Raw genomic sequence first — 22199 nt, 5'->3', positions numbered from 1 at the left:
CGAACCGGATGGCCATCTGGTTCGAGGCTCAGTCGCTTACATCGCACAAAAAACCTTCCGTGCAGATACAAGGGGTGCTGGAAGAAATGAGGCGTTTGTATTCCGTCCAACACCCCTCATCCGACCGAGCTTCGCTCGGCCACCTTCTCCCACAAGGGGAGAAGGCAAGAAGGCACTACGCCGCGATGAATTCGTTCCAGCGCCTCACCATGTAGCGGTCCTCGTCCATGACCGAGTTCCAGCAGGCGACCTTGCCCATGCGCTCGACGAAGGAGCCGCCGTCGCGCACCGCGCCCGCCTTCTCCATGATCTTGCCGTCCGGCGCCATGATATCGCCCTTGGCCGGCTTGCCGTCGACCCAGTAACCCCATTCGTCCTCGGACATGAACTGCTTGGCCGTGTCCATGGCGGCCGAGTAATAGCCCTGGCGGTTGAGATAGGCGCCGACCCAGCCGGACAGGTACCAGTTGATGTACTCGTAGGCGGCGTCGAGTTCGGCGCCCTTGAGGTGCGCCGCCAGGCCAAGCCCGCCGCCCCACGAGCGATAGCCTTCCTTGAGCGGCTGGTACTTGCAGGCGATGCCCTTGGAGCGCACCGCAGCGACGGCCGGCGACCACATCGACTGGATGACCACTTCGCCCGATGCCATCAAATTGACGCTCTCGTCGAACGATTTCCAGAAGGCACGGAACTGGCCGTCCTGCTTGGCCTTGATCAGGAAGTCGATCGTCTTGTCGATCTCCTCCTTGGTCATGTTGCCCTTGTCGGCATATTTGATGTTGCCCATGGCTTCCATGATCATCGCCGCATCCATGATGCCGATCGACGGAATGTTGAGGATGGCGGCCTTGCCCTTGAAGGCCGGATCCATGATGTCGGCCCAGGTGGTGATTTCGCGGCCGACAAGATCCGGGCGAATGCCGAGCGTATCGGCATTGTAGATGGTCGGAACCATCGTCATCCACTGCGTCGGCTCTTTGGCGAAGGTCTTGGCGTCCTGCGCCTCGACGAAGCCGACCGTATGCGGCGCGGTGCCCTGGGCGATGACGCTGTCGGGCGTCAGCTTGCCGGTGATGAACAGCGGAACGATCTTGTGGTAATATTTTAGCTTCTTGACATCCATCGGCTGCATCACGCCGGACGGATAGACCTTCTTGGCGATCCAGTATTCGATGTCGGCGATGTCGTAGCTGTCCGGCTGGGTCACCGCGCGCTGGGCGGCGGCGTCGGAATCGGTCGCAGTCATTTCCAGGGTGATGCCGAGGTCGGCCTTGCACTTGTCGGCAATGGCGTTGAGGTTCGACACGCCGGTGCCGAACTGGCGGAGCGTGATCGGGTTCTGCGCCCAGATCGTCGGAAACCCTGATATGGCACCCGAACCGGCGGCAAGACCGACGGCGGCAGCACCGGTCTTGAGCAGCGAGCGCCGGGAAATTCCTGTCTTCTTGTCGGTGGTGTTGGTCATGTCAGTTCCCCTGTTTTGATTGGTGGTTCTGGTTCAGGAATCGAGACGGCCAAGGACGATCGCGTCCTCCGCGTCCCAAGCGATCGGCACCGCGTCGCCGACGGCGACCGGCTTGGCGAAGAAGCTGGTGTCGTCGACGATGACGGTAAAATCCTCGATGCCGGCGCCATTGACCGAGAGTTTTACGGTCGAGCCGCGATACTCGATATTGGCGGCGATGCCGGTGAAGCCGAGCCCGGTGGCCGGCGGGTCGCCGATCCGCACATGGTCGGTGCGAATGGCGATATCGATCGGCTCGCCGATCGCCCTGTCCTGCCCGCTGGCCGCAAGCGAGGCGCCATCCGGCACATCGAAGACAACCATGCCGTCGCGGCTGCCGCTGACGCGGCCGGAGACGACGTTGTGATCGCCCATGAAACGGGCGACGAACGCGGTGGCCGGCCGCTCGAAGACGATGCGCGGATGCGCCGCCTGCTCGATGCGGCCGTCATTCATGACCACGATCAGGTCGGCGAGCGCCATCGCCTCCTCCTGGCTGTGGGTGACGTGGACGAAAGTGATGCCGAGCGACGTCTGCAGCTTCTTCAATTCCGCCCGCATCCTGATCTTCAGGAACGGATCGAGCGCCGATAGCGGCTCGTCGAGCAGCAGCGCTTCGGGATCGGTGATGAGCGCGCGGGCCAGAGCGACGCGTTGCTGCTGTCCGCCCGAAAGCTGCGCCGGGCGGCGGCTGGCGTGGCCCTCCATCTGCATCAGCTTCAGCATATCGCGCGCCCTGGCGCGGCGCTCCTCCTTGCCGACACCCTTCATCTTGAGGCTGAACGCAACATTGTCGATCAGGTCGAGATGTGGAAACAGCGCGTAGGACTGGAACATCATGGCGGTGCCGCGCCTGGCCGGCGGCAGGTCGGTGACCACTGTGTTGCCGAGACGCACGTCGCCGCTCGATATGCTTTCATGCCCGGCAATCATACGCAGCGTCGAGGTCTTGCCGCAGCCGGACGGCCCGAGCAGGCAGCAATAGGTTCCCGCGGGAATTTTCAGGCTGATGTCTTCGACGGCAGTCGTAGCGCCATAGATCTTCGAAACGGACACGATGTCGATTTCGGCGGCTTTGGACATCCGGCTTCCTCTCTAAATCAACTTAAGCAAAGCATTATGCATGCCAGTTGCCCCAGATCGGCCTCAAACGATTGATTCCTAGGGAAAATCAGAATTGCCTCCGGCTGCCCTTCGAAACGGCATGCCTGAGAATGCACAAATTATAGGCGATCGCCGGCGATTCTCGCAAAAATCGTATGCAATATTTTCCGTCATCGTATTCACTTTTCCCCTCGTGCAAGCGGCCCGATTCAGCGTAGAAAGGCGCAGGGACGACCATCATGAATATAGCCGACCAGACTTTCCCTGCTGTCGACAGTGCCAACGAGGACCGCGCCCAGGCGATCCGCGACCAGTTGCGCGACGCGATCGTCGACCGCCGGCTGGCGCCCGGAACCAAGCTGTCGGAAGGCGAGGTCGGCACTTTATTCGATGTCAGCCGCACCGTGGCGCGCGCGGCGCTGCAGATGCTCTCCTTCGAAGGCCTGGTGCGGACCGAGCGCAATCGTGGCGCCTTCGTCGCCAACCCGTCGCCGGAGGAAGCACGTCAGGTTTTCGCTTCGCGCCGGCTGATAGAGCCCGGCATAGCGATTGCCGCGGCCGGGCGGATGACGCCGGACCATGTCGCTGCCTTCAAGGCGCAGCTCGATGAAGAGGGCCGCTTCATTGCCGAACGCGGACCAAATGCTAGACGCTCGGAAATCAAGGCTTCGGGCGATTTTCACCTGCTGCTGGCTTCGGTTGCCGGAAACGCCATCCTCCAGCGCTTCATGGAAGAACTGGTGGCGCGGTCATCGCTGGTGATCGCGCTCTATGGCCGCTCGGGCGTCTCGAGCTGCGGCCATAGCGAGCACACGAATATCCTGGAGGCGCTGGAAAACGGCAATTCCGAACACGCCAGCGCGCTGATGCTGCATCACATCGACCATATCGAGGCCGACCTCGATCTGCGCGTTAGGAGCGGTCCGGCGCTCAGGCAGGCGCTCGAGTTCTGACGCTCATTTCGACCGGAGGGACGCGATAACCGCGCCCCTCAAAGCCGCTCGGCCCGGATCTTCAGCATCTGGTACAGCAAATCGCGGATGCGCCGCAGTCTCATCGACAATTTCTGGCTCATCTGCATTCCAGTTCTGTTCGCCGACTGCCTACGTCTCAAAAAGCTTGGGCCGCCATGGCCATTCCAACCAGCGAGGTGGCGACCCCAGCGGTGCGGACCGTCGTCGGCCAACGGGCGAGCTTGAGGACGGACAACACCCCGATCGCATGCAGCATCGACGTGGCGAGCATGAAGCCAGCGGCGTAGGCGATGCCGCCGGCGCTCTCGGGACTCTCAAGGCCGTGGGCGTTGCCGTGAAAGAGGCCGAACAGGGCCGTCAGTGCCGCCGCGACGGCCAGCGGCAGCGGGCTGGCGAGGCCGACCATGGCGCCGAAGACCCCAAGCGACAGCGCGATGCCGGTTTCAAGCGAAGGCAGGCCGATGCCGGCCATGCCGAGCAAGGCCCCTGCGACCATGGCCAAGACGAAGAAAAGCGGCACAAGGACAATACTGCGTCCGCCGGCGCGGGCGCCGATCATGCCGACTGCAACCATTGCGAGCAGATGATCCATGCCGAACAGCGGATGTTGGAGGCCGGCGAAGAATCCGTGGACGTGAGCGCCGCCGCTATGGGCAAAAGCCAGCGACGGTGTGACGGCGGCGAGAACTGAAAGGACGCCAAGTCTTGCAAATGTTTTCATGCTTGTACCTGTTCTATGAGAGTGACGGGCTTTTTGGTTTCAGTGCCCGGGAACGGTGAATTGCGAAGCGGCGGAACGGTCCGCAAGGGCGCGCGCCGCGGCGAAGCCGAGCGGCTTTTGCTCAGCGCCATCGTGATAGATGAAAGCGAGGCGGCGGCGGTGCGATGTCAGGCGCGCCGGCAGCGGGTGATAGGCGACGCCGGTGCCGCCGACGAGCGGCATGACCGCGCCGACGTCGACCAGATCCTCGGTCTCGACGCGCAAGAGATGAAGCCGCACGCCGTCCGTCGTCTCGCCGACAAAGGGTATGCCGGCCAGACGCAGAAAGCTGGATGGGTCCGGCGCCCGCGCAAAGCCTTCGAGGAAGGCGGTTTCAACAAGATCGAAGTCGACCGATGCGGGATCAACCGGCGGTTCGTGAGCCTGCTCCGGCAGATGCGGCGTCTGCCATTGCAGCGGCTTGCCAGCGGGCCTGTTGTGGCCGGGGGCGTGCGGATGGTCATGATGACCGTTCGGCCCGTGGTAGCCGTCGTCATGGCCATGACTGTGGTGATGATCGTCGTGCATGGTCAAAAACTCACCGGTTTGTCGATGATCGATTTGTGCTTGCCGAGATTGCCGTGCGCAACCATCGAGCCAAGCGCCTCGACGACGACACGCACGCCGAACAGCGCGGTGATGTCCGACGTGTCGTAGGGCGGCGAGACCTCGACCACTTCCAGGCCGCAAATGCCGGGTGCCGTCACCAGCCCAAGCAGCTTGAGCGCCTCGCGCGGCAGGAAGCCGCCCGGCTCAGGCCAGCCCGTGCCGGGCACGAAACCGCAATCGAGGCTGTCGACGTCGAAAGAGATGTAGACGGCGTCGGTGTCCTTCCATGCGAGCTCGAGCGCGATTTCCGCCGCCTTCTCAAGCCCCATCTGCTCGATGTCGGCAATGGTCAGCACGTTGGTGCCGCGTTTTCTCGCCTCGGCGACGCCGTAGCGGGGAACCTGCCAGCCGCCGATCCCGAGCTGCACGAGATTGGTCGCCGAGACGTTCGGCAGGTTGGTCGCCCAATACCAGGGCGTGGTGTGCATGCGCTCGTCGAGATCCTTTTCCTGGATGTCGATATGGCGGTCGAAATGGATGATGCCGATGCGCTTCGAGGTCACGTCGGCGATGCCGCGCACGCAGGGAAAGCCGATCGAATGGTCGCCGCCCAGCATGATCGGCAGCGCGCCGGACGAAGCGACATGGCTGACGCCCTTGGTGATCTGGTCGAAGCTCTTTTCGAGGTTGGCGGGAATGGTGAAGACGTCGCCGGCGTCGCACAGCGTCATCTGCTCGCGCAGATCGACGCCGAGCTCATAGTTGTACGGCGTGTACAGCGCCGAGATGCGGCGGATGCCTTGCGGCCCGAAGCGGGTTCCCGGCCGGTAGGTGGTGCCGCTGTCGAAAGGAATGCCGATGACGGCAGCATCATACTTGCCGACATCGCGGACGTTCTCGACATAGGGCGCCTTGAGAAAGGTGTTGATGCCGGCGAAATGCGGCAGCTCGCCTCGCGCGAACGTCGGGATCGACTTGTCGACGATCGACTCCGATCCCGGCAGGCCCATGTCGAGCGCCCATTGCTGCTCCTTGCGCCAACCGCTTTCCGGCAGCTTGCCCTCGGCCTCGATCGACTTCCAGCCCTGCGTGCCGCGGGCGTCGAAATCCGGGTGGTGAAGACGCTCCCTGGCCGCCCGGGCGACCAGCCCTGCCCGGCGGTGGCTGCGTTCGGGGATATTTCTGGACATTCAAACTCTCCGTTACGACGCCGTCGTCGCCATTGCTGTATCTGGCCGGGTCGTCCCGACCATCGCGGCCACCTTGGCCAAGTGATGAGAGGAAGCCCGGGTCTTGCGGTCGAGCTTCAAATCGTAGGTGATCGTCGCGCCGTAAGCGGACGGGAACTGCGGATCGTGGCGCACCTTGTCGAAAACCAGCACGCGGGTGCCAAGCTTGAAGGCCTCACCGATATCGTGGGTGACCATCACCACCGTCATGCCGTGCTCGGTCCAGAGCTCAGTCAGAAGGTCGTGCATCTCGACGCGGATGCCGGGATCGAGCGCACCGAACGGTTCGTCGAGAAGCAGGATCTGCGGCCGGCCAAGCAAGGTCTGCGCAATCGCCAGCCGCTGCTGCATGCCGCCGGAGAGCGATGCCGGATAGAGGTCGCGCGCATGGGCAAGGCCGACCCGCGCCAGCATGGCCTCGGCCTCTTGCCTGGCGTTTCTGCGCCTGGCGCCGAAGACGCGGCCAAACGGCCCGCCCGAGCGAAAGTCTTCGACCAGCAGCAGGTTCTGCATGGCGGTCAGATGCGGAAACACCGAATAGCGCTGAAAGACAATGCCGCGCTGCGGCGTCGGCTCGGGCACGATCGGGCCATCGCCGACGATGACGACACCGCTGCTCTGCTGCTCCTGGCCAAGCAGAATGCGCAGGAACGTCGATTTTCCGCAGCCGCTGGCGCCGACCAGCGACAGGAATTCGCCGGCTTCGGCGGTGACGTTGACCCGCTCGAGCACACGGGCATCGCCATAACTCTTTTCCAGCCCGTGAACGACGATGCGGCTCATCTGGCCTCCACCGGATGCGCCCATGGGGAGACCGCCCGCGACAGCCGCACCAGCAGCCAGTCGGTGATCACGGCAAGCAGCGTGATCCAGGCGACATAGGGCAGGATGACGTCCATCGAGAGATAGCGGCGAACGAGGAAGATGCGGTAACCCAGCCCTTCGGTCGAGGCGATGGCTTCGGCGGCGATCAGGAACAGCCAGGCCGGCCCGAGCGCCAGCCGCACGCAAGTGATGAGGCGCGGCATGACTTGCGGCAGCACCAGCCGCAAGACCATGGTCCAGCTGTTGCCGCCAAGCGTCTGCGCCTTGGCCACCAATTCTGGTGGCAACTCCATCACCCGGTTGGCGATGTCGCGCACCATCACCGGCGCGACGCCGACGGCGATCAGCGTGATCTTGGCCGTTTCGCCGAGGCCGAGCGCGATGAACAGGATCGGCAGCAGCGCCAGCGGAGGGATGACGCAAACGACGGTGACGAACGGCAGCAGGAACGCCCGCACCCGCGGGATGAAGCCGATGGCAATGCCGAGCGAAAGTGCGGCGACCGTGGCAACGCCCACGCCCGCGAACAGCCTGAGGAGACTGGCATAGGTGTCGACCCACAGGATGAGGTCGCCCGAGCGCTTGTCCGGCACCGTGGCAAGGTCAAGAAAGGCCGACCACATCTGTACCGGCGAAGGCAGCAGCTTGTCGCTGGGATTGACCGCCAGTCGTTGCCCCGAAGCGATCAGATAGGCGATTGCCACGAACAGGAACGGCAAGCCGCCGAGGAACAAGGCGCCGCCGCGCGAAACCTTCGCATTGATCATGCGAAGGCGCACTTTCGGCTTTGGCCGGGAAGGGCGCGTGGTGCCCTCCCCGCCCGTCGCGGAGGCTTCATCCCTGGCACTCATCCCCTTGGCCAGCATGTCGGGTCAGGGCGTTGCGGTTGCCGCCTCGGCCATGAACGCTGGATCGAAACGCAGCTTGACGTTGTTGGCGTCGCCCAGCGTGGATCCGTCGGCAAAGCTCATGCCGACGACGTCGACACTCGTCGCGTTGGTGCCGAGAATGCCGTGGCTGAACAGGAAGTTGCGAACCAGATCCATCGTCTTCGGCAATTCGGCGCCGTTGGTGAACTCGACCGCCTTGGCGGGATCATAGAACATTGCCGTCGAGGCAAGCTGCGCGTCAAAGCCGGCGAGGTCGGTGCCGGACGCCTTGGCCATCTCCTCCTTGGCTGCCTTGCCTTCCGGCGTGTCGGAGGTCATCAGCTCCATCACCTCGTACCACGCGCCGACAAGCGCCTTGCCCAATGCCGGATTGTCCTTCAGCGTCTCGGTGTTGACGACCATCATGTCGATGATCTCGCCGGGAATCTGGGCGGAATCGAAAACCTTGTGCGCACCCGGCATGGCGACGATCTCGGAAACCAGCGGGTTCCAGGTAACGACCGAGGTGACGTCGCTGGTGCCGTAGGCGGCGACCATGTCGGCGTCGGAGGTGTTGACGACGGTGATGTCCTTCTCGGCGAGCCTGACCGTGTCCAGTGCCCGCGCCAACAGGTAATGCGAGACGGAGAGCTCGACGAGATTGACCTTCTGGCCGGCAATGTCGGCGAGCGCTGCCTTGTCCTTGAGGATCACCGCATCATTGCCGTTGGAGAAGTCGCCGATGATCAAGGCGGTGGTGTCGACGCCGCCGCCGGCGGGGATCGACAGCGCGTCCATGTTGGTCATCGAGCAGCCGTCGAAACCGCCGGCGGTGTACTGGTTGATGCTTTCGACATAGTCGTTGATGCGGGTGATCTCGACATTGATGCCGTTTTTGTCGGCCCATTTCTTCATGATGCCGCTGTCGGAGAGATAGCCCCACGGCATCCAGCCGACATAGATCGACCAGCATATCTTGAAGTCTTTCTTGGGCGCCGCGTCGGCGGCGGAAGCGATGTGAAGGCTGAGTGATGCGGTTAGGATGACTGCGGCCAGCTTGCGAAGCATTGCGTACCCCTGTTCGCGATCCGGATTGCGACCGGACTAATGTTGGGGTTTGCGAGCGCGCATCCGGGAGAGGTTCGCGCCAGCAAACCCGTGCAGGGTTCTCCCGGGATTTTGGCCCGCCGTGTTCCGCCGGATGCCTCAGTGCATCCCTGGCGGTCGCATCTCTTGGACCAGCACCGCCTTGTCGCGGCCGGAACCCTAGACGCTCTGCACACCATCTACGAAGCAAGGAGCATGCCAAAGCCGAATTATGCCAAATGCCCGGCATTTGTGGAACTGTGCGGCTTCGAGCGTGCGCCCGAGTGACGCGAAAATCATCGCATCGCCGACGGATTGGGCAGTTTGCCTGATTGCTGCTGGTTCCCGCTTCACAAAAGAGTCCGACTGGAGATTCTCTTTGACGCGTGCGACTCGATGCTCACTGGGGGAGGCCAGCGAGACGGAGGCTCTCAGCGAGGTATTGGACGTGCGGACCACGCTGGGCGGTTATCTCTAGCCAGGTCCTCACAGTAAAGCTTGGGCTTTCCGCCAGTATGCCTGCCACCACCCGTCGCGCTTCTTCAACTAGCCCGAGGCGAGCGTACGAGGCGGCGAGCACCCGCCGCACGAATGGAGGAGGTTCTGGATGTTCTCGCATGGCGCGGAGAGACCATTCCAATGCCATCTCGTGCCTTCTTGCCGCAAGGTGGCACTCAGCAATCGAGGCATGAAAAAGGTACAACAGCGGGTCCAACGGGCTCAATCGCATTGCCCTTTCCAACGAAGGGATCCCATCAAGTCCGATCCAGGAAGTCACCCAACCTTTTGCTGCCCAGGCCTGTGCGGAATTATGGTCGATTGCCAATGAGCGCTCGATCAGCTCGAGAGCATGTTCATGTTCGTGTACGACACTTGCCAGCGCCGTAGCGGATGCCCACAGTACGGCTGGATCTTCCATATCGAGCTTGAGCGCTTCCCTGGCAAACCGAACACACAACTCCTGCTGGTCGGGCCGCCAAGAACGCCAACCCGAATTCTTGCTGAACATCAAAGACCAGGCCGCCATCGCGTAAGCATACGCATAAGAAGGATCGATAGCGGTTGCTTTTTGAAGGAGATCGTGGGCAATCGCACTCCTTTCGGGCGACCCTGACCAGGCATGTGGCAGGGCACGCAGAACAAAGTCGTAAGCAGTCAAATCTTCGGTTCGCTTTCGCGACGTGCGATCGATTTCCGCTCGCTGAAGCTTCGGAGCGATCGCACCGACCACGCTCTGGGTCACCCCATCTTGCAGTTCGAATACGTCTTCGAGACTGCCATCGAAGCGATCAGCCCAGACATGCTTCCCGCTTTCCGCCTCGATGAGCTGTCCCGTGATCCTGACCCGATTGCCCGCCTTGCGGACACTCCCTTCCAGCACGTAACGCACGCCGAGTTCGAGCCCGACCTGCTTCACATTGACCGCTTTGCCTTTGTAGGTGAAACTCGAATTCCGCGCGATCACGAAGAAGCTGCGCACCCGGGACAGCGCCGCTATGATGTCCTCCACCATGCCGTCGCTGAAATACTCCTGCTCCGGATCGCCGCTCATGTTAGTGAACGGCAGAACGGCAATCGACGGCTTGTCGGGAAGCGCCAAGGCCGGCCGCGCCATCGCCGCTTCGCGGTCCGGCCGCAGTCGGTAGATCCGCACCGGCTCGGCGATGTTCTTGAGTTGCTGCTCGCCGAGATCATCGAATCCGAGCTTCACCTTACTCCGGACGTGGTTGAAGACAGTGCGAGAGACGACGATGCTCCCAGCATCGGCCAAAGCCTCGAGCCGAGCCGCGATGTTGACTCCCTCACCATAGAGATCGCTGCCTTCGACCATCACGTCGCCCAGGTTGATTCCGACGCGCAGCACAATCCGGAAATCTTGGGGCACGTCGGCGTTGGCAGCTGCCATCGCGTTCTGGAGCTCGACCGCGCATTGGACAGCATTCACGGCGCTGGCAAATTCCACCAGCACCCCGTCACCCATCAGCTTGACGATGCGGCCATTATGCTTGGCGAGCAGTGGCTGTAGGATGTCTTTGCGACGGGACTTGATGGCAACAAGGGTCCCAGCCTCGTCCCGCTCCATGAGGCGGCTGTAGCCGACCACATCGGCTGCCAATATCGCAGCAAGGCGGCGTTGGACGCGTTCTTCTGCCATGTCATGCATCAGCCTTCGGAGGCCCACGGGACCGGGATTGTATTGGGGGCCACGCTGCGAGTCCATTGGGCGAGAGTCTGCGATGGGGTGGGTCGGAAAACGTCTTCCACATCGCCAAGCGTCAGATTTTCACTTGTAGGAAGACACTCCGATCGAACCCGTCGCCGGTTTCATCGGGTCAACTGCGGCAAAGACGGCGCTCGCCTCGCTGACGATGGAAACGTGATCCTTGGCTGCATGCCCTGCGGCAGCGCTGTCGCCGCGCATGATCGCGGTAACGATGACGTCATGCTCCTGCCAGGATTTGGCCAGGCGGCCCGGCAGCATGAATTGCGCGCGCCGGAACGGCGCCAGCCGGCTGCGGGTCATGACGGTCAGTTCATAGATGTGCTTGCTGTGCGCGCCGCGATAGAGCCGAGTGTGGAACTCGGTGTTGAAATACTCGTAGTCCTCCTCCGCACCCAGTTGCACAAGGCGCGCCGATGCCTGGTGCTCGATCTCGAGCGCGCGGCGCTCGGCGGTGGTCATGCGCTCGGCCGAAAACCGTGCGCAAATCGCTTCAAGCTCTGCCATGCTCTCGAACATCGAGGCAAGATGCTCCTGCGTCACCACGGCGACAGTGGCGCCGCGGTTGGGACGCCTTTCGACCAACCCCATGGCGCTCAGCCGGCCAAGCGCCTCCCTGACGGGAGTGCGCGACACATCGAAACGGGCAGCCAGCGAGGCCTCGTCGAGCTTTTCGCCGGGGCGCAGGAAGCCGGTGACGATCCGGTCACCGATCGCCCTCACCATCTGATCGACGGTCGTGCCCGACCTGATCAAGCTGCGCTTCCCCGACAATTCTCCTCCGTCAGTCTTTTTCGCGGCCGCGCGGCAAATGGCTCGCCGGAAGTTTCGACTCGGGCGCGCCCTCTATGCCTTTATTTTAATCTAGATGTCAAACTGGCTAATTGAAAGGCAAAAAGTGTATGCAATTGCCTTTCGCTTGAGCACGACAAATCGGCCCGCCAACTGATTTAATTGCATAAATTCCATCTTTTGAACTGGCACGGCGATTGCATGCACTTTTACGAGAAGGGAATTAATCGACCCGGAAAGGGTTCAACAGGGAGCATTCACATGACCGAGAGATTCATGCTTAGCCGCCGCGAGTTGCTCAAGACCTCCGCCGCCGGAGCGGCGCTCGGCCTGGCCTCGGCGTCATTCCCGATCAGCAAGGCGTTCGCCGCTGCCGTCACTGTCGGCTTCGTCTATGTCGGACCGAAGGACGACTACGGCTATAACCAGGCGCATGCCGAGGGTGCCGCCACATTGAAGGCCATCGAGGGCATCTCCGTGGTCGAGGAGGAGAACGTCCCCGAGACGGTCGATGTCCAGAAGTCGATGGAATCGATGATCAACCTCGACGGCGCCTCGCTGATCTTCCCGACCTCCTTCGGCTATTTCGATCCGCACATGCTGGCCATGTGCGCGAAATTCCCCGACGTGCAGTTCCGCCATTGCGGCGGCATGTGGAACAAGGACAAGCATCCGATGAATGCCGGTTCCTATTTCGGCTATATCGGCATGGGCCAGTATCTCAACGGCGTCGCCGCCGGCCACGCCACCAAGACCAAGAAGATCGGCTTCGTCGCGGCAAAGCCGATTCCGCAGGTCCTGCTCAACATCAACTCCTTCCTGCTCGGCGCACGCTCGGTCGACCCGGCAATCACCTGCCAGGTGATCTTCACCGGCGAATGGTCACTGGCGGTCAAGGAGGCGGAGGCCACCAATGCACTGGTCGATCAGGGTGCCGACGTCATCACCTGCCATGTCGACAGCCCGAAAGTGGTGGTCGAAACGGCGGCGGGGCGCGGCGCCTTCATCTGCGGCTACCATGCCAATCAAAGCCCACTGGCGCCCGAAAAATACCTGACCGGCGCGGAATGGAACTGGGCGAAAGTCTACAAGATGTTCGTCGACGACCTCATGGCCGGCAAGCCGCTGCCCAATTTCACGCGCGGCGGACTGGCCGACGGCTTCGTCAAGATGAGCCCGCTCGGCCCCGCCGTCAGCGAGGCGGCGCGCGCGCAGTTCGACGGCACGCTCGCCGAAATGATGAAGGGCGGCTTTTCGGTGATCAAGGGGCCGTTGAAGAACAACAAGGGCGACGTCGTCGCAACCGAGGGCCAAACCTTCGTCGAAGCCGCGATCGAGCTGGAAAGCATGGACTATCTCGTCGAGGGTGTCGTCGGCTCGACCGCTTGAGCATGGATCGGAGACGGGGGCCATGGCAGACACCGTGAGCAGCGCGAGCGTGCCAGTGATGCTCGGCGCCAAAAGCTATCCGACGGCGCTCGAATGGATCGCCCGGCGGGCGGAAGCCTTCGTCATCCCGCTCGCGGCACTGATTGTCGGCATGGCCCTGTTCAGCCTGTTCATCGCGCTGGTCGGCAAATCGCCGGCGCAGCTCTATGAAACGATGTGGCGCGGCGGCTTCGGCTCGTGGTTCTCGGTCCAGAACTCGCTGTCGCGGGCCGCACCCTTGCTGCTTGCGGCGCTCTGCGTGGCACTGCCGGCCCGGCTCGGCCTTGTCGTCATCGGCGGCGAAGGCGCGATCGTGCTGGGCGGCGTCGCCGCGGCTGCCATGGGCGTGGCCGCCAGCGGCGCCCCGGCCTTTTTCGTTATTCTTGTCATGGGCGTGGCGGGCCTGGCCGCCGGCGGCATCTGGATCGGTGCCGTCGGCGCGCTACGCCACTACCGTGCCGTCAACGAAACCATATCGAGCCTTTTGATGGCCTATATCGCCATCGCCCTGATGAACCATCTGGTGGAAGGACCGCTGCGCTATCCCGCCTCGCTCAACAAACCGTCAACCGAGCCGTTGGCTGAGGCCTACCGCATCGGCAATATTCCGGGCATGGACGTGCATTGGGGCCTAGTCGTCGGCGTCATCGCCTGCATTCTGTCCTGGCTGCTGATCGAAAAGACCCGCTGGGGGTTCGCTGCCCGCATCGCTGGCGGCAATGTCAGGGCAGCCCAGGTGCAGGGACTTGCCGTCGGACCGCTGATCGTCGGTTTCACCGCGCTGGCCGGCGGCTTCGCCGGCCTTGCCGGCATGCTGGAAGTCGCCGCCGTGCAAGGCAGCGCCAACGCCTCGCTCGCCGCTGGCTATGGGTATACCGGTATCCTGGTCGCCTTCCTTGCCCGCCACAATCCGCTCGCCATCATCCCGGTCGCCTTCCTGCTTGGCGGCATCGACGCCTCCGGCGGGCTGATCCAGCGCCGCATGGACCTGCCCGACGCCACCGTGCTGGTGCTGCAGGGCATGCTCTTCGTCGTCATCCTGTTCAGCGAAACCTTCTACGGCCGCTTCAAGGCCTTCAATCCCGACCTCTGGCAGAGGGGCGATCTCTTGAAGAGGCCCGATCTCCTGAAGGGAACTGCCTGATGGACGCAACCGAGATCGGCCTGTGGGGCGTTCCGCTCGCCATGCTCGGCGGCGCCATCCGGGTGTCGACGCCCTTCATCTTCGTGTCGCTGGGCGAGGCCATCACCGAGCGTTCGGGTCGCATCAATCTCGGGCTCGAAGGCACGCTGGTGTTCGGCGCGATGACCGCCTATGCCGTGGCAGTGATGACCGGCTCACCATGGCTCGGCCTGCTGGCCGCCGCCGCCGCCGGTCTTTGTTTCGGCCTGTTCCACGGCTGGATCTGCAAATTCCGTGGAGTTAACGACATCGCCATCGGCATTGCGCTGATGCTGTTCGGCTCGGGACTCGCCTTCTTCTTCGGCAAACCGTTCATCCAGCCCTCGGCGCCCCACCTGCCAGCCATCCCGTTTGGCGGCTGGTCCGACGTTCCGCAGGTGCAGGCTGCGCTCAACGTCAATGTGCTGTTCCTGATCGGCGCAGCACTTGCCGTGTTCCTGTGGTGGGCTTTCCGCAACACCCGGGCCGGCCTGATCCTGCGCGTGGTCGGCGACAGCTCCGACGCCGCGCGCGCCATGGGCCTCAACCCGAATACGGTCCGCCTCATCGCCACCGGCATCGGTGGCGCGCTGGCCGGAATCGGCGGCGCTTATCTGTCGCTCTACTATCCCGGCAGCTGGACCGAAGGCATTTCGTCGGGCCAGGGGCTGATGGCGGTGGCGCTGGTCATCTTCGCGCGCTGGAACCCGCTCGGCTGCTTTGCCGCCGCGCTGCTGTTCGGCGGGGCCGGCGCGCTGGGGCCGGCGCTGCAATCGGTCGGCGTCACGCAAGGCTACTATCTGTTCTACGCCGCACCCTACATTCTCACCCTCGTCATCATGATCGCCACCTCGTCGCCGAGCCGTTCGCTGGCCGGCGCGCCGGGCGAACTGTCGATCACCAAATGACGTTTCCAGACTGGAGTTTTTCTCAATGAACGCCAGAGCCGAGGTCACGCAGCGCTACATCGACGCCGATCCCTATCCATGGCCCTACAATGGCGAGCTTCGGCCCGACAACACGGCGCTGATCATCATCGACATGCAGACCGATTTCTGTGGGCCGGGCGGCTATGTCGATCATATGGGCTACGATCTCTCGCTGGTGCGGGCGCCTATCGAGCCGATCAGATCGGTGCTGTCTGCCATGCGGGCGAAGGGCTACACCATCATTCATACGCGAGAGGGCCACCGGCCCGATCTCGCCGACCTGCCGGCCAACAAGCGCTGGCGCTCGCGCCGCATCAATGCCGGCATCGGCGACCCCGGACCCTGCGGGCGCATCCTGGTGCGCGGCGAGCCGGGCTGGGACATCATCCCCGACCTCTATCCGGCCGAAGGCGAGCCGATCATCGACAAGCCCGGAAAGGGCTCGTTCTGCGCCACCGACCTGGAGCTGATCCTCAACCAGCGCGGCATCGAAAACATCGTGCTGACCGGCATCACCACCGACGTCTGCGTGCACACGACGATGCGCGAAGCCAACGACCGCGGCTTCGAATGCGTGATGCTGGAGGATTGCTGCGGGGCGACCGACTACGGCAACCATCTCGCCGCGATCAAGATGATCAAGATGCAAGGCGGCGTGTTCGGCGCGGTGTCCAATTCGGCGTCCTTCGTCGCCAAGTTGCCATGAGGGTGTCGTGATGCGTGAAAGCGGCAAGAACGCCGTCGGCGTCGAGACGATCGGCATGAGCATGCGCTTCGGCGCCTTCACCGCGCTGGACGACGTCTCCATCAAGGTGCCGGCGGGATCGTTTCATGCGCTGCTTGGCGAAAACGGCGCGGGCAAGTCGACGCTGGTCAAATGCATCATGGGTTTTTATCACCCGACCGCCGGCGACATTCTGATCGACGGCCGCGAGGTCGGGATCGCCAGTCCGAAGGATGCCTCGGCGCTCGGCCTCGGCATGGTCTACCAGCATTTTACGCTTGTCCCGTCACTGACGGGTGCAGAGAACCTGGTCATTTCGCGCGAAAAAGTGCCGGGGATTATCGACTGGCGCAACGAGCGCGCCGCACTTGCCCTATTCATGGAGCGGATGCCGTTCAAGCTGCCTCTCGACGTCAAAGTGGCCGAACTCGCCGCCGGCGAGAAACAGAAGCTCGAAATCATCAAGCAGCTTTATCTCGGCCGCAGCTTTCTGGTGCTGGACGAGCCGACGTCGGTGCTAACCCCCGGCGAGGCGCAGGAAGTGCTGGGCCTCGTGCGCGGCATGACCAAGGCGGGCGATCTCACCGTGCTGATGATCTCGCACAAGTTCCACGAGGTGACGGCGTTTGCCGACGACATCACTGTGTTGCGCAAGGGCAGACTGACAGGAACGGGGAAAGTATCGGAGCTGTCTCACAAACAGATGGCGGCGATGATGATCGGTGACCAGCCGATCGCGGCGCTCGACAGCCGCGCTCCAGTGCCGGTCGGCGCCAGGCAAATCCTGACGGTGAAGGCACTGAAGGCGCCCGACCGCACCGGCCTGAAAACCATCAATATCGGCGAGCTCGATGTGAAGTCCGGCGAGATCGTCGGTGTCGCCGGCATTTCCGGCAACGGCCAGAAGGAGTTTCTAGAAGTCCTTGCCGGGCAGCGTACGCGTGATGCCGGCGACGTTCTGGTGAAGGGATCGCCCTACGGCGCCAGCCGCGCCGAGGCCCGCACGCTCAATGTGCGCTTCATCCCGGAGGAACCGTTGCGCAATGCCTGCGCGCCGAGGATGACGGTGGCGGAAAACATGGCATTCCGGACCTTCGACCTGAACGAGGCCGGCAAGCCGATAAGCTGGATCCGGATGAGCGCCATCAGGGACTATGCGACGCGCCTGGTCGAGCAGTTCAAAGTCAAGACCGCCTCGCTCGCCTCGCCGATTGCGTCGCTGTCCGGAGGCAATGTGCAGCGCGCGGTGCTCGCCCGCGAACTGACCGGCGAGGTCGATCTTCTCATCGTGTCCAATCCCTGCTTCGGCCTCGACTTCTCAGCCGTCGCCGAAATCCGTGCCCGCATCATGAAGGCGCGCAACGCCGGCGCCGCCGTGCTCCTGATGTCCGAGGACCTCGACGAATTGCTTGAGCTCTCCGATCGCATCTTCGTCATGTCCGACGGCGCGCTGGTCTATGAGACGCCGATCGCGCAGGCGAGCGTCCAGACGATTGGCGAGCACATGGCCGGACATCACTGATGGCGGCAATCGACGCGCTGCCGTTTCCGTTTGCCTTCAAGCCTGAGGCGATGGCGCTGGTCGTCATCGACATGCAGCGCGATTTCGCCGAGCCGGGCGGCTTCGGCGCCAGCCTCGGCAACGACGTCGGCCGGGTGGTGGCGATCGTGCCAACGGTGAAGAGACTGATCCAGGGATTTCGCGCTGCCGGCCTGCCGGTGATGCACACGATGGAGTGCCACAGACCCGACCTTTCGGACCTGCCGCCGGCCAAGCGCAATCGCGGCAATCCGTCGATCCGGATCGGCGATGTCGGTCCGATGGGCCGCGTGCTGGTCGTCGGCGAGCCGGGAACGGCGATCCTCGACGAGGTGGCCCCGCTGCCTGGCGAAATCGTCATCGAAAAACCCGGCAAGGGCGCGTTCTACGCTACCAGCTTCGGCGAGGACCTGAAGCGGCTCGGCGTGCAGCAGCTCGTCTTCGCCGGAGTCACGACGGAAGTCTGCGTGCAGACGACGATGCGCGAGGCCAACGACCGCGGCTATGAATGCCTTCTGGCGGAGGATGCGACGGAAAGCTATTTTCCGGAATTCAAGGCGGCCGCACTGGCCATGATCAGGGCGCAGGGCGCGATCGTCGGCTGGACGGCGATGACGGACCAGGTGCTCAAAGGAATTGCCGATGCCTAACATTGCATACCCGGCTCTCATCCATGGGGGCTGGCGAGATCTGGCATTCGAGCATTTTCGCGAAGGCATCACGGTGCATTGGCTGCTCAAGGGCGGACCGGCCGAACCCTCCGTCGCGATCCTGAACTATCGGCCCGGCGCCGGCGTGCCGCGCCATCGCCATGTCGCACTGGAAACCATCGTTGTGCTGGAAGGTACCCAGAGCGACGAGAATGGCGACTATCTTCCCGGAAGCGTGATCCTGAACCCGGTCGGGACCGAGCATTCGGTGTGGACTAAACACGGCTGCGTCGTGCTGATCCAGTGGAATTTGCCGGTGGTCATTCTGGACGAGACGAAATGAGCGACATCCGTTTTGATATCGGCAGCCTGCACGCGGCCTATGCCTCCGGCATATCGGCCGCTACCATTATTGGAACCGTGTTTCAGCGCATAGCGAAAGCGGACGATCAAGGCATCTTCATCCATCTGGTGAGCAAGGCGGACCTGCTCGCCGAAGCCGAGGCACTCGGCGGATTCGATCCCGTGGCAAAGCCGCTCTGGGGCGTGCCGTTCGCGGTCAAGGACAACATCGATGTTGCCGGCATGCCTACCACGGCCGCCTGCGCCGAATATGCCTACTTACCGGCGAAAGACGCCACCGTCGTCGCGCGTCTGAGGGCGGCCGGCGCGCTGGTCGTCGGAAAAACCAATCTCGACCAATTCGCCACCGGGCTAGTCGGCGTGCGCACGCCCTATCCGATCCCGAGAAACGCGATCGATCCGAAACTGGTGCCGGGCGGTTCCTCGTGCGGCTCGGCCGTGGCGACGGCGCACGGCATTGTTTCTTTCGCGCTCAGCACCGATACCGCAGGATCCGGCCGTATCCCCGCCGGCCTCAATAACATCGTCGGGCTAAAGCCGACGGTCGGCGCGCTGTCGGCCGCCGGCGTCGTGCCGGCCTGCCGTACGCTCGACTGCGTCTCCGTCTTCGCACTCACCGTCGATGACGCCTACAGCGTCTTCAGGGCCGCGGCGGCAGAGGACGACGCCGATCCTTATTCGCGCGCTATCGCGGCGGCGCCGCTCGGTCCGCGCCCATCCGTGCTGTCTGTCGGCGTTCCGGCAAAGACGGACCGGGAATTTTTTGGCGACACGGCCATGCAGGCGGGATTCGAAACGGCGCTGCGGACGCTGGAACAGCTCGGCTGCCGATTGATCGAAATCCCCTTCGGCGATTTCTACGCCACCGCCAACCTGCTCTACGAAGGCGCCTGGGTGGCCGAGCGCTATGCGGCGATCGCGGATTTCATGGACGTGAACGAGGCAGCCATGCATCCGGTGACGCGCCAGATCATCGGCGGGGCGCGAAAACTTTCCGCAGCGGATGTTTTCAAAGGCCTCTATGCGCTGCAGGCCTACAAGGCCAGGCTCGCGCCGGTCATAGCGTCGGTCGACCTTTTCTGCGTGCCGACGGCGCCGACGCATTACACCATCGGCGCCGTCTTGGCCGATCCGATCGTCACCAACAGCCGGCTCGGCACCTACACCAACTTCGTCAATCTGCTCGACATGTGCGGCATCGCAGTACCGACGGGCAAGCGCGATGACGGTCTGCCGATGAGCGTCACCTTGCTTGCCGCCGCCGGCAAGGACGCCCTGACGGCATCGCTGGCCCGTGATCTTCATCGAGCCAGCGGTCTTGGCCTTGGCGCGACTGGGTGGGCGATGCCTGCCTGCGTCGGCAAGACCCCTGACTTCGATGACGGCATGATCGAGCTCGTGGTCGTCGGCGCGCATTTGTCGGGAATGCCGCTCAACGGCCAACTCTGCGCGCTTGGCGCGCGATTGAGCAGAGCCGCCAAGACGGTTGCTTCCTATCAGCTCTACGCACTCGCCGGCCAGTCCGTGCCGAAGCCGGGGCTCGTGCGTGTTGCCGATGGCAACGGGAAGTCGATCGATGTCGAGGTTTGGCGGCTTTCACCAGACGCGTTCGGACGCTTCGTGGCCGCGATCCCGCCGCCGCTCGGCATCGGCACGATCGAGCTCGATGACGGGACATCGGCCAAGGGCTTCCTGGTCGAAACCGCCGGGTTGTCACGGGCGATCGACATTTCGGCCTATGGCGGTTGGCGCAGCTTCGTTGCAAGGCTGGCGGAGCGAGTGGAAAGCGTTCCGGCCGATTGAACGAAAGCCGTTCGCGCCGGCAACGTCAGCGCGACCTCAAATCATAGCAGCGATGCTCGGCGAGCCTGTCACTGCGAATGCCGTAAGCCATCCGTAAGCGCGCGTGTTCGAAAGTTGCACCGTGAGTGGCAGGCGCCATCAAGCGCTTGGCACCGCCGGAGACCTCGCGATGCGAACAGGCAGTGCAGTGGGCCTCATCCGACCCGGCGATGGTCCGTGCTGTCGGCTTTTTTCTTCACGCCGGACGCTGTCGAAAGGCGGCGGCGATATCTCTCAGCCTGCTGCCAGCTTCGGGTCGGTGGAGATCAGACCCTTCTGCAATTGCCGCCTCCCACCCGCTCCGGTTCGCAGAGGGCCGCGCACCGACCACCTTTAACAAGGCGGGTCAGGTCGCGCGCCTCTCGTCGCGACGCAATGTGGCAGGCATATGGAGCGCTTACGGCAAAGCCGACTAACAGCTAGACTGCGGCACACGGATCGATTGTTCAAACAGGTCGTGCTGCACGCACCCAATCGAGTCGTGCGGCGGGGACAAGACCGTAATTGTAAAAATTGATACCGTCGACGTCCGGCACCAGCGCCGGTTTCACCTTGGCGGCGAGGATTTCAGGACCCGCCATTTCCGGATAAAAGAGCCGGTAGCCGACGCCGAGGAATTTCTCTGCTCCGAGCGCGGTGCGGCCGGCTGCCGTCAGGCCTGCGACGTCGCCGGCCTGCATGTCGTAGGCACACAGGATCGCCCCGTCGCAGACCTTGCCGAGCGCTGCCAGATCGCATCCGCCGAGCCAGCCGTCTTTCAGGTCGATGATGAGAACACGTGTCCCCGGATCGGCGACCTCGCGCAGCTCGGCGACAAGGCTGGTCACCGGCTCGAACCGCCACAACAGATAGGCGTGGAGTTGCGGCCAGGGCAGAAAGGCGTCTAGGCCACTTGCGGGAAATTCGGGAAAGCGCCGTTCAGGCACCGCGCGCTCGCACGCCTCGGCAATCCACTGCTTGACGAGCTCACGCGCCGCCTGGCCTTCGATGCCGACAGCAGCGGCGCGGGCGAGGCAGGACGGACAGAAGCAAAGCGACAGAAGAAAGTCGTCTTCCGGCGTCAGCCCGACACCGTCCTTCTCGTGATGATATTCGTGGGCGAAGCCCATGAAGGACGGGCTTTCAAGTTCGATCCTGTCCGGCCTGTAAGTATGGGTGATATCCGCGGCCAGCGCACGGACATAAGCGCGTGCATCCGGATGTGACGGACAAAGATTGTAATAATTGGGGTCGCCGAAGGCGTTGCGGGTGACGGCTTGCGGATAAAGCATGCCGAGGCGGGTGTTGTGCAGGCAGACCGTCCAGCACGACACTTGGAGTCCGCCTGCCTCGCGCCGTTGAACGAGTTCGGCCAGAACGTCGCCACCTTCCGTGACTACGTCCGCCACCTTGGGCTGGATCACGAGATCGGCCCATCGCGCGGCGGTTGGCTTGAAGTAGATCGTGCCGTCCTCCGGGAAATAGGCTTTGCGGCGCGGGCTGCGCGGCTGCAGGAACCGGCCGGCATGATAGGACGTCGCCAAGCTGATCATGTTGAGCCCGGCACGCTCGACGACATCGCGTTCGACCGTCTCCAAGCCCAAATCCTGGACATCCCAGGGGTAGGTCCACATCGAAAGCTGCATGAAATATCCTCAGTTTTCTGCAA

The 22199-nt window shown here is 63.2% G+C and carries 20 protein-coding genes and 1 riboswitch; of the genes, 9 read left to right on the top strand and 11 right to left on the bottom strand.

The window, feature by feature from the left end; all coding sequences use genetic code 11:
* Positions 1–175: 175 nt before the first annotated feature.
* A complete protein-coding gene (locus AC0L16_RS14955; RefSeq protein WP_473621622.1) occupies positions 176–1465 on the bottom strand; it encodes an ABC transporter substrate-binding protein in 1290 nt (429 codons plus the stop codon).
* A 33-nt stretch (positions 1466–1498) separates the two neighbouring features.
* Complete coding sequence (locus tag AC0L16_RS14950) at positions 1499–2587, bottom strand: ABC transporter ATP-binding protein (protein WP_473621621.1); 1089 nt, start codon at positions 2585–2587, stop codon at positions 1499–1501.
* A gap of 260 nt (positions 2588–2847) precedes the next feature.
* On the opposite strand from AC0L16_RS14950, the gene AC0L16_RS14945 reads away from it, so the two are divergent.
* Positions 2848–3561: a GntR family transcriptional regulator gene (locus AC0L16_RS14945; protein ID WP_473621619.1), complete on the top strand. Its 714-nt coding sequence runs from the start codon at positions 2848–2850 to the stop codon at positions 3559–3561.
* A gap of 157 nt (positions 3562–3718) precedes the next feature.
* Here the strand turns inward: AC0L16_RS14945 and AC0L16_RS14940 are convergent, their stop codons facing one another.
* From AC0L16_RS14940 to AC0L16_RS14905, 8 genes are all read right to left on the bottom strand, one after another.
* Positions 3719–4303 carry a HupE/UreJ family protein gene (locus tag AC0L16_RS14940; protein ID WP_473621618.1) on the bottom strand — a complete coding sequence of 195 codons (585 nt, stop codon included), beginning with the start codon at positions 4301–4303 and terminating at the stop codon, positions 3719–3721.
* Between the two features lie 39 nt (positions 4304–4342).
* Positions 4343–4870 carry a hypothetical protein gene (locus AC0L16_RS14935; protein ID WP_473621617.1) on the bottom strand — a complete coding sequence of 176 codons (528 nt, stop codon included), beginning with the start codon at positions 4868–4870 and terminating at the stop codon, positions 4343–4345.
* A gap of 2 nt (positions 4871–4872) precedes the next feature.
* A complete protein-coding gene (locus tag AC0L16_RS14930; RefSeq protein ID WP_456003398.1) occupies positions 4873–6081 on the bottom strand; it encodes an agmatinase family protein in 1209 nt (402 codons plus the stop codon).
* A gap of 12 nt (positions 6082–6093) precedes the next feature.
* A complete protein-coding gene (locus tag AC0L16_RS14925) occupies positions 6094–6903 on the bottom strand; it encodes an ATP-binding cassette domain-containing protein (RefSeq protein WP_473621615.1) in 810 nt (269 codons plus the stop codon).
* Entirely contained in the window at positions 6900–7712 is an 813-nt protein-coding gene (locus AC0L16_RS14920) for an ABC transporter permease (protein WP_473621614.1), read from the bottom strand. Before AC0L16_RS14920 ends, AC0L16_RS14925 begins: the two co-directional genes overlap by 4 nt.
* Positions 7713–7817: 105 nt before the next feature.
* Positions 7818–8882, bottom strand: coding sequence for a putative urea ABC transporter substrate-binding protein (locus AC0L16_RS14915; protein WP_473621613.1), 1065 nt, complete (start codon positions 8880–8882; stop codon positions 7818–7820).
* Positions 8883–8980: 98 nt separating this feature from the next.
* Positions 8981–9095, bottom strand: a riboswitch (guanidine-I (ykkC/yxkD leader).
* Between the two features lie 205 nt (positions 9096–9300).
* Positions 9301–11055 carry an adenylate/guanylate cyclase domain-containing protein gene (locus AC0L16_RS14910; RefSeq protein ID WP_473621611.1) on the bottom strand — a complete coding sequence of 585 codons (1755 nt, stop codon included), beginning with the start codon at positions 11053–11055 and terminating at the stop codon, positions 9301–9303.
* A gap of 129 nt (positions 11056–11184) precedes the next feature.
* A complete protein-coding gene (locus AC0L16_RS14905; protein ID WP_473621610.1) occupies positions 11185–11877 on the bottom strand; it encodes a GntR family transcriptional regulator in 693 nt (230 codons plus the stop codon).
* Between the two features lie 297 nt (positions 11878–12174).
* Here AC0L16_RS14905 and AC0L16_RS14900 point away from each other — a divergent pair, with 297 nt between their 5' ends.
* From AC0L16_RS14900 to atzF, 8 genes are read left to right on the top strand one after another with little or no spacing between them, the layout of a single operon-like run.
* On the top strand, positions 12175–13302 hold the full coding sequence (locus AC0L16_RS14900) for a BMP family ABC transporter substrate-binding protein (protein ID WP_473621609.1): 1128 nt from the start codon (positions 12175–12177) through the stop codon (positions 13300–13302).
* 22 nt (positions 13303–13324) lie between these two features.
* Positions 13325–14485: an ABC transporter permease gene (locus tag AC0L16_RS14895; protein WP_473621608.1), complete on the top strand. Its 1161-nt coding sequence runs from the start codon at positions 13325–13327 to the stop codon at positions 14483–14485.
* Positions 14485–15411, top strand: coding sequence for an ABC transporter permease (locus AC0L16_RS14890; RefSeq protein WP_473621607.1), 927 nt, complete (start codon positions 14485–14487; stop codon positions 15409–15411). Before AC0L16_RS14895 ends, AC0L16_RS14890 begins: the two co-directional genes overlap by 1 nt.
* A 25-nt stretch (positions 15412–15436) precedes the next feature.
* A complete protein-coding gene (gene biuH / locus AC0L16_RS14885; protein WP_473621606.1) occupies positions 15437–16138 on the top strand; it encodes a biuret amidohydrolase in 702 nt (233 codons plus the stop codon).
* 10 nt (positions 16139–16148) lie between these two features.
* Positions 16149–17678, top strand: coding sequence for an ABC transporter ATP-binding protein (locus AC0L16_RS14880; protein ID WP_473621627.1), 1530 nt, complete (start codon positions 16149–16151; stop codon positions 17676–17678).
* Positions 17678–18346, top strand: coding sequence for a cysteine hydrolase family protein (locus AC0L16_RS14875; protein ID WP_473621605.1), 669 nt, complete (start codon positions 17678–17680; stop codon positions 18344–18346). Before AC0L16_RS14880 ends, AC0L16_RS14875 begins: the two co-directional genes overlap by 1 nt.
* Positions 18339–18689: a cupin domain-containing protein gene (locus tag AC0L16_RS14870; protein WP_473621604.1), complete on the top strand. Its 351-nt coding sequence runs from the start codon at positions 18339–18341 to the stop codon at positions 18687–18689. The genes AC0L16_RS14875 and AC0L16_RS14870 overlap by 8 nt, the downstream gene beginning before the upstream one ends.
* The gene (atzF, locus tag AC0L16_RS14865) at positions 18686–20512 is read left to right on the top strand and encodes an allophanate hydrolase (RefSeq protein WP_473621602.1); all 1827 of its coding nucleotides are present in this window, start codon (positions 18686–18688) and stop codon (positions 20510–20512) included. Before AC0L16_RS14870 ends, atzF begins: the two co-directional genes overlap by 4 nt.
* A gap of 485 nt (positions 20513–20997) precedes the next feature.
* On the opposite strand, the gene AC0L16_RS14860 is transcribed toward atzF, so the two are convergent.
* Positions 20998–22176, bottom strand: a complete 1179-nt coding sequence (locus tag AC0L16_RS14860) for a hypothetical protein (RefSeq protein WP_473621601.1) — start codon at positions 22174–22176, stop codon at positions 20998–21000.
* Positions 22177–22199: the final 23 nt, after the last annotated feature.

The organism is Mesorhizobium sp. WSM4848 (assembly GCF_055811375.1).
This window is presented reverse-complemented; position numbering and strand designations above follow the sequence as displayed.

Excerpts from the sequence above, each read along its gene's own strand:
- AC0L16_RS14940 (WP_473621618.1), bottom strand. The coding sequence starts at position 4,303 with ATGAAAACATTTGCAAGACTTGGCGTCCTTTCAGTTCTCGCCGCCGTC.
- AC0L16_RS14860 (WP_473621601.1), bottom strand. The coding sequence starts at position 22,176 with ATGCAGCTTTCGATGTGGACCTACCCCTGGGATGTCCAGGATTTGGGC.
- AC0L16_RS14910 (WP_473621611.1), bottom strand. The coding sequence starts at position 11,055 with ATGGCAGAAGAACGCGTCCAACGCCGCCTTGCTGCGATATTGGCAGCC.
- AC0L16_RS14880 (WP_473621627.1), top strand. The coding sequence starts at position 16,149 with ATGCGTGAAAGCGGCAAGAACGCCGTCGGCGTCGAGACGATCGGCATG.
- AC0L16_RS14915 (WP_473621613.1), bottom strand. The coding sequence starts at position 8,882 with ATGCTTCGCAAGCTGGCCGCAGTCATCCTAACCGCATCACTCAGCCTT.
- AC0L16_RS14930 (WP_456003398.1), bottom strand. The coding sequence starts at position 6,081 with ATGTCCAGAAATATCCCCGAACGCAGCCACCGCCGGGCAGGGCTGGTC.
- atzF (WP_473621602.1), top strand. The coding sequence starts at position 18,686 with ATGAGCGACATCCGTTTTGATATCGGCAGCCTGCACGCGGCCTATGCC.
- AC0L16_RS14950 (WP_473621621.1), bottom strand. The coding sequence starts at position 2,587 with ATGTCCAAAGCCGCCGAAATCGACATCGTGTCCGTTTCGAAGATCTAT.
- AC0L16_RS14925 (WP_473621615.1), bottom strand. The coding sequence starts at position 6,903 with ATGAGCCGCATCGTCGTTCACGGGCTGGAAAAGAGTTATGGCGATGCC.
- AC0L16_RS14935 (WP_473621617.1), bottom strand. The coding sequence starts at position 4,870 with ATGCACGACGATCATCACCACAGTCATGGCCATGACGACGGCTACCAC.
- AC0L16_RS14955 (WP_473621622.1), bottom strand. The coding sequence starts at position 1,465 with ATGACCAACACCACCGACAAGAAGACAGGAATTTCCCGGCGCTCGCTG.
- AC0L16_RS14875 (WP_473621605.1), top strand. The coding sequence starts at position 17,678 with ATGGCGGCAATCGACGCGCTGCCGTTTCCGTTTGCCTTCAAGCCTGAG.
- biuH (WP_473621606.1), top strand. The coding sequence starts at position 15,437 with ATGAACGCCAGAGCCGAGGTCACGCAGCGCTACATCGACGCCGATCCC.
- AC0L16_RS14895 (WP_473621608.1), top strand. The coding sequence starts at position 13,325 with ATGGCAGACACCGTGAGCAGCGCGAGCGTGCCAGTGATGCTCGGCGCC.
- AC0L16_RS14945 (WP_473621619.1), top strand. The coding sequence starts at position 2,848 with ATGAATATAGCCGACCAGACTTTCCCTGCTGTCGACAGTGCCAACGAG.
- AC0L16_RS14920 (WP_473621614.1), bottom strand. The coding sequence starts at position 7,712 with ATGATCAATGCGAAGGTTTCGCGCGGCGGCGCCTTGTTCCTCGGCGGC.
- AC0L16_RS14900 (WP_473621609.1), top strand. The coding sequence starts at position 12,175 with ATGACCGAGAGATTCATGCTTAGCCGCCGCGAGTTGCTCAAGACCTCC.
- AC0L16_RS14870 (WP_473621604.1), top strand. The coding sequence starts at position 18,339 with ATGCCTAACATTGCATACCCGGCTCTCATCCATGGGGGCTGGCGAGAT.
- AC0L16_RS14890 (WP_473621607.1), top strand. The coding sequence starts at position 14,485 with ATGGACGCAACCGAGATCGGCCTGTGGGGCGTTCCGCTCGCCATGCTC.